8 protein-coding genes are annotated in these 12,643 nt (G+C 49.0%); 2 read left to right on the top strand and 6 right to left on the bottom strand.

What is annotated here, in order from left to right; translation table 11 throughout:
- Positions 1 to 21: 21 nt before the first annotated feature.
- From ACYVD4_RS00305 to ACYVD4_RS00285, 5 genes are all read right to left on the bottom strand, one after another.
- Positions 22 to 927 (bottom strand): glycerophosphodiester phosphodiesterase family protein, encoded by a 906-nt coding sequence (locus ACYVD4_RS00305; RefSeq protein ID WP_460941596.1) that lies wholly within the window; start codon positions 925 to 927, stop codon positions 22 to 24.
- A 220-nt stretch (positions 928 to 1,147) separates the two neighbouring features.
- Positions 1,148 to 2,551 carry a RagB/SusD family nutrient uptake outer membrane protein gene (locus ACYVD4_RS00300; RefSeq protein WP_460941594.1) on the bottom strand — a complete coding sequence of 468 codons (1,404 nt, stop codon included), beginning with the start codon at positions 2,549 to 2,551 and terminating at the stop codon, positions 1,148 to 1,150.
- A 10-nt stretch (positions 2,552 to 2,561) separates the two neighbouring features.
- Positions 2,562 to 5,744 (bottom strand): SusC/RagA family TonB-linked outer membrane protein, encoded by a 3,183-nt coding sequence (locus tag ACYVD4_RS00295; protein ID WP_460941592.1) that lies wholly within the window; start codon positions 5,742 to 5,744, stop codon positions 2,562 to 2,564.
- A 106-nt stretch (positions 5,745 to 5,850) separates the two neighbouring features.
- Complete coding sequence (locus ACYVD4_RS00290; protein WP_460941591.1) at positions 5,851 to 6,921, bottom strand: FecR family protein; 1,071 nt, start codon at positions 6,919 to 6,921, stop codon at positions 5,851 to 5,853.
- Between the two features lie 177 nt (positions 6,922 to 7,098).
- Entirely contained in the window at positions 7,099 to 7,704 is a 606-nt protein-coding gene (locus ACYVD4_RS00285; protein WP_460941589.1) for an RNA polymerase sigma factor, read from the bottom strand.
- A gap of 301 nt (positions 7,705 to 8,005) precedes the next feature.
- On the opposite strand from ACYVD4_RS00285, the gene ACYVD4_RS00280 reads away from it, so the two are divergent.
- Positions 8,006 to 11,566, top strand: a complete 3,561-nt coding sequence (locus ACYVD4_RS00280) for a carboxypeptidase-like regulatory domain-containing protein (protein WP_460941587.1) — start codon at positions 8,006 to 8,008, stop codon at positions 11,564 to 11,566.
- Between the two features lies 1 nt (position 11,567).
- On the opposite strand, the gene ACYVD4_RS00275 is transcribed toward ACYVD4_RS00280, so the two are convergent.
- Positions 11,568 to 12,077 carry a GNAT family N-acetyltransferase gene (locus tag ACYVD4_RS00275; RefSeq protein ID WP_460941585.1) on the bottom strand — a complete coding sequence of 170 codons (510 nt, stop codon included), beginning with the start codon at positions 12,075 to 12,077 and terminating at the stop codon, positions 11,568 to 11,570.
- A gap of 102 nt (positions 12,078 to 12,179) precedes the next feature.
- Between ACYVD4_RS00275 and ACYVD4_RS00270 the strand changes: the two genes are divergently transcribed.
- Positions 12,180 to 12,641 (top strand): hypothetical protein, encoded by a 462-nt coding sequence (locus ACYVD4_RS00270; protein ID WP_460941583.1) that lies wholly within the window; start codon positions 12,180 to 12,182, stop codon positions 12,639 to 12,641.
- The last annotated feature ends 2 nt before the right edge of the window (positions 12,642 to 12,643 follow it).

Genomic DNA, 12,643 nt, shown 5'->3' with positions numbered 1-12,643 from the left:
TACGTTACGTCGTCGGGTTATCTAGCGGTGCAGCCCTTTTTTTCGGAGATAGTCGAGTAACTCTTTGGGCCGGTCGGTTTGAATCATGGTGGCACCGTGCGCAATCAGCCAACCCCATCCTGCTTCGGGTTTACCTTCTTCCTGACTTATCTCGTCGTCGTGACCGCCATTCTGATTGGCCCACAAACTATTATACCAGATTCGCGAACCTGTTTGCGGAATGGTCTGGTAGATAGACTGTTCCAATGTGCTGTCTGCACTGAAGAGAAGCTCATAAGCTACGGGTTTCATTTTCTCTTCGTAGGTTCTGATTTTGGCGTTGGCATCCGGTCGATCCAAATGCACAATGGGCATATAAGCGAGTTTTCCCGTGAGCAGGTTGCCATTTTCGGCTTTGGCCTCGTCGTACGATTTGTTTGATTTGATAATCGCATGATCGACCGTGTTCGTTTTCACCAGTATCTCGTAGGCATCTTTGTAGTAATCGTACCCTTTGTCGATGTTGACCATTGCCCGCCCTTTAGCCAGCTGCATACATTGCTCGAAGGTTGGAATCCGTTGCCGCGTAGGGCCGCCGTGCTCGTTCTTCAGCGTCAGTTTCTGAATTTCTTCCCACGTATATTCTTCCGGTTTTCCGTGCCCCGACGTAGTACGGTCGATGGTCGTATCGTGCATCAGAATCAGCACTCCATCTTTCGTTTTTTTGAGGTCGATTTCTATTATGTCGACACCCATTTTGATTGCATTTTCTATAGCGAGCACCGAGTTTTCGGGCGCACCCCGCCAGTCGCCCCGATGCGCAACAACGAGCACCTGTTTACTGGCTGGGTTGTGCAACTCGCGAATAATAGCATCCACAGAGCCTGATTGAGCCAGAGCCGACACCGAAATCAGAAAGATTGTTGCGAAGAGTAAGGAACGAGACATAAAATGAGCTTTGAGAGTCGAGGGAAATAGTTTTGCACAGTATTTACCACCCCCTGCCCCCTCCTAAAACAGGAGGGGAACATAAAAAGGGTCACTTCTGCACGTTCCCCTCCTGTTTTAGGAGGGGCTAGGGGTGGTAAGATTTTTACCCCATAAGATTAGGGTTTGGATGGGGTCATCAGGGAAACAGAAATCCGCGTTCTACTTAAAACGAAAATGCTCAATAGCCCGGATTCTGTTTGATGGCCGGATCGGTGTCGATCTGGCTTTGCGGAATCGGCATCAGCAGGTCTTTGGCCGAGATGGTAATCAGGATGTTATTTGCTTTAAACCAGGCATTCATGACCGAAATAGCTGTGCCGGTACGTAGCAAATCGAACCAACGATGACCTTCGCCAACCAGTTCTAACTGGCGCTCAAGATCAATAGCCGCTCGCATATCGGCTTGCGACGTAGCTGTGGTGTTTGCTAAACCAGCCCGCGTCCGAATCAGATTCAGGTTCGTTGCGGCTGACGCTACGTTACCCAATTCATTTTCTGTTTCGGCCAGCATCAAAATCGCATCGGCATAACGTAGCACCACTACGTCGCTACCGCCATCGGTAATGACGGTTGGTTGAGACAGTTTGCGGCTCCACGGAATGCCCGACGTAGTGGCCGTAATAAAAGTGCCTTTGCGCTTGTCGGCGGCAGTATAAAGTGCATACAGACTTTTTGTGGGTAAATTATGACCTTTCGCACCCGACACCGTGCCCGATGGCGCATTCTGCTGAAACATCGTACTTCCCTCGGTATTGCCATTAATATTCGACGCAAACTGGACCGCAAAAATTATCTCCTTGTTGTTTTCGTTATTGATGCTGAACACATCAGCGGGATTTGGTAGTAAGGTATGCTTTCCTGATGCCACCACAGCCAGAAGCAGTGTCCGGGCATCGGCGTAGTTTTTCTGGGCCAGATGCACTTTCGCCAACAACGTTTGGGCGGCTGTTTTGATGACTTTACCGGGCTGAGTTGTGGTTTCTGGCAACGTAGCAATGGCTTCGTTCAGGTCTTTTTTTATCTGATCGTATACCTGCGCCGACGCCGTTCTACCCTGCCCGAAATAAGCATTCGGATTTTCAGTTTCCTGCGTTACCAGTGGCACATCGCCATAAAGTTGAACCAGATTGAAATACAGCAACGCCCGAATAAATTTCATTTCGCCGATGCGGGCCTGTTTGGTCGAAGCAACCGCATAAGAAACTTTATCGATTCGGCTCAGTACTACGTTGGCACGCTGAATAGCCCGATACGAATCGCGCCATACCGTTGTCACCATTTCGTTGGCGGGAAGAATAGCAAACTGATCGATCTGGCCATACGTACCGTTGTCATTGGCTGGCACTTCGTCGTACGTAACGTCGGATTGAATTTCGGAGAAGGTCGGAAAATACAAACCATATAGCCCGTTGGCCTGAAGTTTAGCGTATGTAGAATTAACGTATTCTTCAACTTCAATTTCGTTTTGAAGAAAACTTCCTAACTCTTTCGATGTGAGCGGACTTTGAAATAGCTGTTTATCGCAGGCTGTCAGGCCAAGCAGGCTACTCATTAACAGGCAAATAGAAACTATTTTTTTCATGAGTGATACGTTAGAAATTGACGTTGACGCCGACAATAAATGACTTGGCAATCGGATAATTTGCCTGCGAAAGACCGTTCGTCAATACGTTATCAGGCGACGTAGCGTCGGGGTTGAAACCCAGAAATTTGGTAAACGTGATCAGGTTATTGGCCGTTACGTATACCCGTGCATTCGCTAATTTTACGGCCGAAACCCACGTTTTTGGTAGATTGTAAGCCACTTGCAGATTACGTAACCTCAGATAGTCGGCATCTTTGAAGAACAAATTCGATGCGCGGGTCAACCGCCGGGCGGCCGAGAAATTGCCCAGATTCGGTTGTCCCAGAAAGCCATTCGGATTGTTGGTGGGGTGATAGCGATTTTGGAAGTAATACTTGTTGGGTACGCCAAAACCTTCGCCCGATTCTTCCTGATTCGATAACTGCGTATCCCAGATTTTTCGCCCCTGAATACCGACGAACGAAAAACTAAGTTCAATTCCTTTGTAGTTGAAATTACTGGAGAAACCGTAGGTGAATTTGGGGTTGAACGTACCAAACGTTTTGCGGTCATTGAGATCAATAATACCATCGCCGTTGAGGTCTTCTACAATGTAATCGCCCAGTAACGTACCGGCCAGTTTAGGCGTAGTGTTTAGTTGTTCCTGTGTTTTGAAGACGCCCGTAACGTTATAGCCATACATTTCGGCGATGGAACCGCCCACACGCGTCAGAAAATTACTCGAACCGCCCGTAATGATCTGATTTTGACCCGGAGCCAGCGCCAGCACTTTGTTGGAGTTGGTGGCAATGTTTCCACTAAAACCCCATTGTACTGGCCCTAAATTGAGCGTATTGCCCGCCAATTCGAGTTCAAAACCGTTGTTCTGAATACGCCCAATGTTCTGGATCGACGAGCTAAAACCTGATTGCTCCGGCACAGGTACGTCGAGCAGCAAATCTTTAGTGATAGATGAATAGTAATCGGCGGCTACCGTAAACCGGCTGCCTAATCCCAGATTCAACCCGATGTTGGTCGATGTTTTAACCTCCCACGACAGGTTAGGGTTGGGGGTAGTTGTGGCCGCAAAACCAGATGCCAGCGAATTCCCATAGACGTAATTATCAGGATTTACCAACGCCTTCGAACCGTAGTAACCGATCTGATTATTACCCGATTGGCCCCAGCTTCCGCGAATTTTGGCGAACGTTATGAGATTCGTTTTCGGGAAAAATGATTCGTTACTAACAATCCAGCCGCCCGTAACCGAAGGGAAATTACCCCATTTCCGGTCGTCGCCAAAGCGAGACGAACCATCGCGTCGAATTGTAGCCGTAAACAGGTATTTGTTCAGGTACGAATACTGGGCGCGTGCCAGATACGACACCTGTGTCCAGGCATAGCGGTTTGCCGTGGCCGTAAAAGCGCTGGCGCCACCAATATTCGTGATGTTGTTGTCGGCAATACCAGAACCAGTTATCGTAGTGCCGGAGCCAGTTTCTTTCTGGAATGTGAAACCCGCTAACAGGTCAATGCTATGATCCTGAACCTGACGATTATACGTAACAGTATTCTCCGACAAATAACTAAGGTTGAAATCACGGGATTCGGTGGCTACGGCGGGCTTTGGGGCTGTTGTCCGATAGCCGCCCACATCCGACGGATTGTAGGAATCGAAGTAGTTGCTAACCAAATCGCCACCCAGTAACGTCTTGACTGTTAACCCGTCAATAGGGCGGAAGGCCAGATACGTATTGCCGAACGTGCGGAAAAAATCGCGCTGATTTTTGATCTTTAAGGCCAGCGCCACCGCGTTTTCGCCCAATGCACCGTCTTCGGGCGTGTTGGCAATTATTTGCTGACTGATAGCGAGCGATCCGTCGGCATTGTAGGGCGCAAACATCGGGTACATGATGTACATGTTCGCAATCGGGTCGAACGACTGATTTCCGTTGTTGTTAAAAAACGCCTGCGAATTATACGATGGATTAATGCTTATGCCCATGTCAACTTTATCCGACAGCTTAGAGTCGACTTTAATTGTGCCGCTGTAGCGTTTCAGGCCATTGTTCAGTACAATTCCGTCCTGATTGAAATAATTGAGCGATACGTAGTAGTTCGTCTTGGCGGAGCCGCCCGAAATACCCACGTTATAGCTACTCATGGCCCCATTCCGAAACAGTTCGTTGAGCCAGTTGGTGTTGGTAAGTCCCGGCCGATTGTCGAGCCAGGGTTGCAGGTAATTCAGGCGAAGTTCGCGCAGACTCGCTCCTTTGGCAATTCGGGTGGCGCGGTCGTCGGTAATGCTTCGATTCGCGGGATTTTTAGATACGTATCCCCAGTCGCGAGATTCCGTAAAATACTGAGCGGCCTGATAGGCATCGACGTATTCAACCTTATCGCTACGTTGCTGGATGCCCGAATAAATATCAACCGACACGCTCATTTTGTCGGTTTTGCCCTTTTTAGTCGTAATAATAACAACGCCGTTGGCTGCCCGTGAGCCATAGATAGCGGCCGACGAAGGGTCTTTCAGGATGTCCATCGTTTCGATGTCCTGCGGGTTAATCGAGTTAAAGGAAGACCCTTCCGATAACGGAAACCCATCGACAACGATCAGCGGATTTCGACCGGCGGTTAACGTACCGATACCCCGAATCACAATCTGCGGATTCGATCCCGGCTGTGCCGACGCATCGTTGATAACCACCCCTGCCGCTTTTCCGGCTAGTTGCTGGGCAAAACTACTACCGTTGTACCGATTCAGTTCCTGCCCTTTCACCTGCGAAATAACGCCCGTTACTTTCGCTTTCGATTGAGCACCGTAGCCAATCACCACTACGTCGTTGAGTGAGCGAGGTTCAAGTTTCATCCGGACTAACAGGCTATTATTGTCTCCTGCGCTAATCGGGAAATCGCTGATCGTTTGTTTCTCGTAGCCGATATAGCTGAACGTAAAACTGTATGTACTGTTGGCTTTCAGATTGGTTAGCGTAAACGAACCATCGGCCTCGGTTGTGGTTCCACGGGCCTCGGTCTTTCCCGGTTCGTTGAGAAGAACCGTAACGCCAATGAGCGGTTCTCCTTTTTCGTCGAGTACTTTTCCTTTCAGCAGCGGCCCCGGTTGCGCTATGGCCGAGCCTATAAACAGCAGCAGTGCGCCAGCTATCAGAATTAGTTGTTTCTTACAATTGTGTACGTAGTGTTTCATAAGCACAGTTGGTCAATTTTTAAGGCAAAAAGATAACCGTAACCCTATTTTTAGGGCGTTTTGAGATGACCGTTTCGTTGGCCAGATTCAAGAAATTAGCGGTGATTTACTCGGGTGATTTGCTGATAATTATCTTATCCGGCTCCTGTTTAAATGACAAATTATTCATTGAACATACAGCCCCCAACACAACCCGAAGTGAGTCGGATGGAATGAACGTACCAGAGAACGACAATCCCTGCACGTCTGCCGGATCGACCTCAATCTGTACGTTATAGCGCTTGCCAACCTCCGTCAGTACGTTCGCCAGTGGCTCTTTACTGAATCGCAACCACGAAACTGGCGTAGGAACGGGTTTAGTGGTTACTACCTGAACCGTCGGCGTTGCTGGCTGGGCCATCGGTTCGACACGTATCTGCTTCGTTTTTCTATCGACAGTAAATTCCTGGCCCGGTTTCAGATACGTATCAGTCATACTCAGACCACTTTCGGGTGTGGCCCGCACCACTACGCGCCCTTCCAGCAATTGTACGGATACGTTCTCCGATTTGGCAGCCCGCACCCAGAACTGCGTTCCCAGAGCGGTTGTTGTAAAACCGTTGGCCAGCACCACAAACGGATGATTGGGATCTTTTGCCACCGTAAACAGCGCATCGCCAGTCAGGCTGATGTTCCGCGATGGTTTTCCAAAAGGTTCGTAATAACTGACGCTACTACGTGGCTGAAGTTTGATTGTCGACCCGTCCATCAGCGCTACGTTCATGACCGTATTGCCTGTGTTGGTTTTGCGCGTCAATTGCCAGGGCTGACTGCTACGTTGCTGGGCAACGATTGGTGTTGTGGGCGACTCAGATGTGTATTGATACGTCAGCCATCCACCAACCAATACCAGCATGGCAGCCGCAGCCCAGACCATCCAGTTCCGCCGGAAAACGCTGACTGGATGTAGTGTCTCGTTACCCAGAATCTGCCGATGGAGTCGCGCCAGAACCAACGACGATTGCGAGTCTGTCAGTGGTTTTTCGGTACGTTGCAGATTCTGGTCGAATTCGTTACGTAGCGATGCTTGCCAGGTTTGTTCGTCCTGCGTGAGCTGGCGAATAATCCGTTGCTTCTCGGCATCGGTTGCTGTTCCTGCCCAGAATTTATCGACGATATGGTTGATTTCCTCCATCATGTACATCCCTAAATACTCAAGGTGGGCTCAAAAGGGGATGTCGTTTTTATATTAATAAATTGTTAAGTAGTATTTTTTTGGGAGAACAGTCGATTCTGACGAAAATGGAGGCTTTTTGCTGAGAAATATTTTTTAGAATCTACCCAAATAACTGCCGATTTTAAGTTTTTGGCGCAATCAATACGTATCCAGAAAAAGAAGAAGTAAAGAAAGAGCCGTCGAATGTGGGGAGCCGTAGCGGCTCTGAATATGCGCTTTAACCGAACGGGTCGCCTGTTTTAGATAATCTCTGACCGACTGAACCGAAATGCCGAGCGATTCGGCCACTTCTTCGTGCGTTTTCCCCTCGAACCGGAGTAATCGGAACACTTCTTTTTTGCGGGCGGGCAGGTGACTAACCGCTTCTTCGATCAGTGAAAGTTGTACGTCAAACAATTCTTCATCAAGCGATTCTTCCGGCGCCGATGTGTCGGGGAGTTCGGGCTGTTGCTGCACCACCATCGACTCTTTCAGCTTCTTTTTCAGAAACGAAGCGGCTTTGTTATAACTCACCACAAATAGCCAGCCGCCCACCGACTTATCGGTCTGAACACGCTGACGATTTTCCCAGAGCGTAATAAAAACTTCCTGCAAAATATCCTCAGCCGCTTCGGGTTGTTTAACCATCTTGAAAATGTTGGCATACACCGGCTGTTTATATCGGTGATAGAGTTGGTCGAATGCATCGACCTCCCCCAGCGAAAGTGCGTGTACCAATTCGATTTCTGACAGTGTAGTCGGCATTTCTGCTAGTTTTTTGATAAAAATAAGCCACCTAACGTAGCGCTGATCGCCTGTAAAAGAGGGAGTTGATAGTAAATTAAATGCAAACTTACGGATTGTTTTACGAAAGGGAATTTATGAAATTGTAAAATATAATTTTCTGGCCCATCGGCAGACGTGAAAACCGTAATAGACCAACAATCCGACTATATGAACCAATAATACTTTATTAATCAGGCTATTGTTTCTCATTTGTCGCACTGTTAAAAATAGGTATAATTACACGAATACTTCCTTTTTTAGTTGGTAAACTAACTCTGGCATGTATCGCTCTTTGTTCATCGGTTGGGTAATTGTCGTTCTGGTACTGGGATCGGCCTTGCTTGTTTATGGGCAAACGACAGCCGTACTAACCGGGAACGTAATAGATGCTACGTCGGGCAAACCCATGCCGTTTGCCAATGTATATATTAACGGATCAACGCGGGGGGCTGTTACCGACGAAAAGGGTGCGTTTACCCTTGTTGGAATTCCGCTTGGTACAGTCGAAATAGTGGCTTCGTTTATTGGCTATCAGGCTGATAAACGCACACTCAGATTTGATAATACAACTCCACAAAAAGCCAATTTTAGCCTGAAACCGAGCGAGCAAACGCTGGATGCCGTAACCGTACGGGGAAATCCGAAACGCTGGGAACGCCATTTACGTCAGTTTAAAAAACAACTCTTCGGCGAACCCTTTGGCGGGCAGTGTCTGCTTATAAATAGTGAAGTGCTCAACTTTAAAGAAGATAAAGATCATCTGTATGCCACGGCCAACGAACCGTTGATTATTGAAAATCAGGCAATAGGCTATCGGTTGATTTATGATCTGCAACATTTCGATGCCAGAGCAGAAGGGGTTTTTTATGCGGGTGCTGCCCGGTTTGAAGAACTAAAGCCCGAGAACGAACGGCAGGCCAACCGGTTTCGGCGTAATCAGTTGCTTGCTTACAAAGGCTCAATCCGGCATTTGATGGCTAGTCTGGTTGATAAAACGTACGGGGAAGCTGGTTTTCAGGTTTATCAGGAAGATCCTAGTAGAACGATTTCCATCGACCGGCGATCCATTACGCTTACGGCTGCGGTGAACGACTATAAGCGCCTGATTCCAGTTCAGGTTTCTACCCTGATTCAACCCGGCCGGTTATCGACCGAGCGGAAATTGGTTTCGCCCCTGAAACTGATCATATTCTATACGAATGCGTTCTCGAGTTTCTCTCCCTATCCCGACGCTCGTTACGCCTATACGGAAATGAAATTGCCCAGCGGTTCGATGCAAATGACCGTTGATGGGGTTATTACGATGCCTGAAGGAATGGAGGTGAAAGGCACGATGGGTAATGATCGGCTGTCGACCATGTTGCCCGCCGACTGGAAACCCGAAGCCGATGAGAAAGAGACGCTTACAAACGGCCCACTAGCTCAACAAGGAAAACTGGCACCACCTGATGCCCGCATGGGACGTATCACGACGGCTTTCAACGAACGGTTTAAGGTGCTGTCTCCTACGCTGTTTGCTCATATCGATAAACCCTTTTATACCACTGGCGACCGGCTTTGGATGAGCACGTATCTGCTTGATCCGGTCAATTATCAGCGGCTCGGTGGTGAAACGGCCATCCATGTCGATCTGCTTACGTCGGCAGGCAAACTCGTGCAACACCAGTGGGTACGTATCGTTGACGGACGGGGCGAGGGCAACTTCCGGCTGTCGGATACGCTCAAGACCGGAACGTATCGCCTGCGCGCTTACACCGATGAAGATGATACCCAGCGACGCCCGGCTTTTGAGCGATCTATTGCGGTTTATAATCTATTTCAGAATGATATATCGCTACGTAGTGATTCTGTTGCTGAACAAGTAGACATTCAGGTTTTGCCGGAAGGTGGTCGCTGGATTACGGGATTACCCGCACGGTTGGGCGTAAAAATTGTACATCCCAACGGGCATGGCTTGCCTATTGCGGGACGTATTGTGGACGATCAGGGCGTTGAAGTAGTAGGTTTCAAGACCAATCGGCAGGGGATGACCAGCGTGTCGATGGAGCCAAAAGTGCAGCGGACGTACTACGCCGAAGTTATGTATAAAAATCAGCCGCAGCGCGTTCCATTGCCCAAACCCGAAACGGAAGGACTGTTGCTTTCTGCCGATGCAATTAGCGATACCACTCGGCTGGCTTTGACCATACAAAGTGCCAACCGGGCCGTTATCGACTCGGTGTATATTCTGATTCAGCAGCACGGCAGGGTAGCCGATCAGCGAAAAGTTATCCTGCAAAATGGGGTGGCGAAGGTAAGCTTATCCATGATGACCTGGTTGCCGGGCCTTACGCAAATCACGCTATATGATGCCATCGCCAAACCGCAAGCCGAGCGATTGGTTTATGTGCCCGAATTCGTTGCGCCAGTACGGGTGTTAATGGCGTTCAACAAACCCCGGTATCAGCCTCGCGAATATGCTATTCTGAGCGTTAATCTGAGCGATAACGGATTACCCACACTGGCAGCTTTATCGGCGTCGATTACTGATTCCGATAAAGTTCCTAATGATACCGCCGATGCTACGTTGCAGGCGCATTTGTTGCTAACGGGCGAACTTCGGGGACGTATCGAAAACCCCAACCAGTACGTAGTAAGTCGTTCTGCTGAAACCCGTCAGGCACTGGACGATCTGCTGTTAACCCAAGGCTGGCGACGGGTAACCGGCACGCCCGAAACAGAACTACTCGGTGGCGTTTCGTTGATGGGCCGTATTTTGAATGCGAAAAACCAACCGATACCCGGCGCGCAGATCATGGTAGCGTCGACAGCAGGGGCGCAGTCGTTCGTAAAATCGGCGGGTGCAGATGAAAAAGGACGCTTCCGATTGGCGGGGCTGGCTATTGCTGATACTGTTCGATTATTGACACAACTCACTGATCGTCAGTTAAAGGATATTCCTGCGAAAGAAGCTTACATGGTTCGGGAGAGTCCGGGTATGTTGTGGGAATCCAGTAAAACGACCATTGCTCCTAACTGGTCGACGTTGCGGGCTCAACTGGAAGCGGCCCGCATTCGGCAGGAAGCCAACGCCGATTTGTACCGCGATAAAACAGCAAAAGTGCTGAAAGAAGTAACGGTTCGTGCGCGTAAAGTCGAGGATAGACCCGACGATATACGCATGCGTAGTTTGCACAATGTGGCCGATGCTACCATCGTTTTCGACGAACGATCTCCCGTTTATCCAAATCTCTACGAAATGATAAGTGGGCGAGTGGCTGGTGTGTCAGTAGTACGTACCAATCCACCCCCTGGCCAAACAGTTCCCCCTGGCTATCAGGTGACTGTGCGAGGGGCGGGTAGTTTCAAAAGCGGTTCTCAACCGTTGTTTTTGTTGGATGGTATGCCCATTCAGGACCCCGATGGAACCGCTTTGATGCAATTCAACCCAAGAGATATTGAGCGTATTGAGGTGCTGAAAAGTGTAGGTACTGCCGGAATTTATGGGGTTCGGGGCGGAAATGGCGTCATCGCGTTTTACTCAAAAAGTACCCGATCTATGCAGGGAAACGCGAAGACTAAAGAAGGCATGACACCTATTCAATTTATTGGTTACCCATCGACCCAGCGCGAATTTTACGTACCTCGTTACGATACCGAAACCACTGGTGATGCCCCATCGGGCGCGATTGATCGGCGGGACGTATTGTATTGGAAACCTCTGATGCAGACCGACAGCAAAGGGCACAGCCAGCTTCGTTTTCCGCTGTCGGACGTAGTAAGAACGGTGCGCGTCGTGATTCAGGGAATTACGGCGGAAGGTCGCCCGGTTGTTACCAGTCAACTTATGCGAGTGCAGTGATTTAGAATTTCATGACATAGTACTGACAGAGAAATGTCTGCCCGAATTCGTGAATCTGTCGCTGGTACGTTGGCTGAAATCCGTGACGTTCGTAAAAAGCCATCAGCTTCGGACGAGTAGCATCTGTTTCGAGTTGCAATGTATCAATACCCCGTTTTAAACATTCTGTTCGGCAAAAATCGAGAATGCGTAAAAACAGATTCTGTCCAGAAAATTGTCGTCGTATAGCCAGCTTATGAACGAATCCTGACGTATTGGTCGGTACGTCGGGCCAGAAGAGCGGGTCTTCCCACTGCAATATTAGTACGGCCGCCGGTTCTGGTGCTACGTTCGTATCGGATTGGGCGTACATAACGTAGAGGTTGCCTGTCGTGTATGTATCAAGAAGATTTTCAGGAACAAGGGTATCAATAGCCCATAATTCCTGATTGGTATCCACAAGCCACTGACCTACTTCGCGCAGAATCTCGATAGCCAGATTAGGTTGATCGTTACGGAACGAAAACGTCATTGGAAAACGGGTTTACAACAGGTTGTGTACTACGTGAAATGCTACGTTGGTCCGGATAAAAAGCCTCAGTAACATTTCGCTACGTTGGCAAGTTAAGCACGTATGACAAAACTCAACAAAACAATCTTGCCTGCGCTGGGCAGTGGGCTGATTGGTGCTACGGTGCTTACGGCGGTTCATGAAACAGCCCGTCAATTTATTGCAGAAGCTCCCCGAGCCGACGTACTGGGCGAACGAGCGATAAAAAAAGGACTGAAAAAAGCGGATATCGAAGCCCCCGCTGATGATGAGTTGTACTACTGGACTCTTGGCGGTGATCTGATTTCAAACGCGTTGTATTACAGCCTGATTGGCCTTGCTAAACCAAAGCAATCGCTGCTAGTTGGTACTGCGTTGGGACTTGCCGCTGGTGCTGGCGCAGTGGGTTTGCCGGGACCAATGGGCTTAGGATCAGCACCTACCAGCCGAACGCCAGCAACTGCCGCAATGACTGTCGCTTGGTATCTGATTGGCGGAATCGCTACAGCTAGTGTTTACCAGATATTGAAGCGTAAGCTGCGTTAGTA

It is taken from the genome of Spirosoma daeguense, assembly GCF_054776875.1.
The sequence above is the reverse complement of the archived record's forward strand: the minus strand, read 5'-3'. Positions and strand labels throughout refer to the sequence as shown.

Excerpts from the sequence above, each read along its gene's own strand:
- ACYVD4_RS00305 (WP_460941596.1), bottom strand. The coding sequence starts at position 927 with ATGTCTCGTTCCTTACTCTTCGCAACAATCTTTCTGATTTCGGTGTCG.
- ACYVD4_RS00300 (WP_460941594.1), bottom strand. The coding sequence starts at position 2,551 with ATGAAAAAAATAGTTTCTATTTGCCTGTTAATGAGTAGCCTGCTTGGC.
- ACYVD4_RS00295 (WP_460941592.1), bottom strand. The coding sequence starts at position 5,744 with ATGAAACACTACGTACACAATTGTAAGAAACAACTAATTCTGATAGCT.
- ACYVD4_RS00290 (WP_460941591.1), bottom strand. The coding sequence starts at position 6,921 with ATGATGGAGGAAATCAACCATATCGTCGATAAATTCTGGGCAGGAACA.
- ACYVD4_RS00285 (WP_460941589.1), bottom strand. The coding sequence starts at position 7,704 with ATGCCGACTACACTGTCAGAAATCGAATTGGTACACGCACTTTCGCTG.
- ACYVD4_RS00280 (WP_460941587.1), top strand. The coding sequence starts at position 8,006 with ATGTATCGCTCTTTGTTCATCGGTTGGGTAATTGTCGTTCTGGTACTG.
- ACYVD4_RS00275 (WP_460941585.1), bottom strand. The coding sequence starts at position 12,077 with ATGACGTTTTCGTTCCGTAACGATCAACCTAATCTGGCTATCGAGATT.
- ACYVD4_RS00270 (WP_460941583.1), top strand. The coding sequence starts at position 12,180 with ATGACAAAACTCAACAAAACAATCTTGCCTGCGCTGGGCAGTGGGCTG.